At 43.5% G+C, this 1,329-nt stretch carries 1 protein-coding gene; it reads right to left on the reverse strand.

What is annotated here, in order from left to right:
• Positions 1–127 precede the first annotated feature (127 nt).
• Positions 128–1,329, reverse strand: a 1,202-nt coding sequence (locus AC1DND_RS28000) for a RagB/SusD family nutrient uptake outer membrane protein (protein ID WP_477586140.1), incomplete at its 5' end; no start/stop codon positions are given.

The raw sequence follows: 1,329 nt of genomic DNA on the forward strand, positions 1-1,329 counted from the left end.
GTATCTTTTTCCAAAGGTGCCAGTATATCTTCTTTGCAGCCAAGTATCATCACACAAAAAAGTGTGGCCAATACATACCATTTATTATTTTTCATCACATTCAATTATTAAATTATCCTATAATTAATTACCAACCAGGGTTTTGAACCAGATTGGGGTTGACAATCGTATTGTATTCTTTTATTGGCCACAAATAATCACGGGGCGCTACAAACTTCTGGTTGAAGAGCAGTTTTGGCCTATAATACCCAGTAGCATCGGTCTGCTCAATGTCCCATCCATAAACTGGAGTATTGAGCGTTGCTGAAGCTTCTTTCCACCGTCTTAGATCCCAGAACCTACTCCCTTCGAATGCCATTTCAATTCCACGTTCCTGATGGATTATCTGTCTTAGCCCTGCCTGATCTTTATATTTGCCAGGGTTATTGGAATAAGTATCCCAGGATAGCTGAACGGTTTGCAGACCTGCTCTTTCCCTAACCAGATTGAGGTATTGATAAACCGGTTCCGAAGGGCCGTTTGCCTCGTTCAATGCTTCGGCATACAACAGATACAGATCGGCTAAACGCATCAAAGGCCAAGGATATTCTTCCTGGGTATAACTCAGACCATCCTGTATCACAAACTTCCAGTTGACGAGCTTTTTGGTAAAGTATCCTGTAATTGAATAGCCAAATGCTGCACGCCTTGATTGCCCCTGCCCTGATTTAGCCTGTACCGGCCAGGTTTTATTCTGCATATACCATAAAGAGCCGTCGAAGGCCAAATCTGCGTAAAACCGGGGTTCTCTGTCGAAATGTAGTGCAGAGGTGGTGTAGCCATCCTGCAGATAATCCCCATTTAAAGAAGAGGCAGTTTTTAGACTGTATCTGTCAGAAAAGTTCCAATTTTTATCCTCCGCAATAGGCACTCCGTTTTTGGTATAAAACAGTTCGGCCATGCGTATTGTCGGCGCCAGTTGTCCCAATAAACTCTCATTGCCCGATCTAGCAGCATCGAGCCTTGGTATCGACTGAAGCTGTATCCCCGATCCTGTTCCATTTGTAAAACCCCAGATCAATTCCTGGTTCCAAGGCTCACAGACACTGTTTCTAATATCCATCTCCTTCTTGAGCTTATCGGATATGCTGGTTAATGCAGAATTGAATTTATACAAACGGATCCCTGCAAGCTCACAAAGATCAATGGCCTGTTTACAGGCATCCGCAGCTTTTTTCCATTTCGCGACACTATAAGTTGAGTTTACCAGCGCTGTCCCATCAGCGTTCTTTAATCCGTTATAATCCGAATTTCCATTAAACTGCGGACTTGCGGCCAATGTTAATACCC

It is taken from the genome of Pedobacter sp. 01N416 (genome assembly GCF_056399685.1).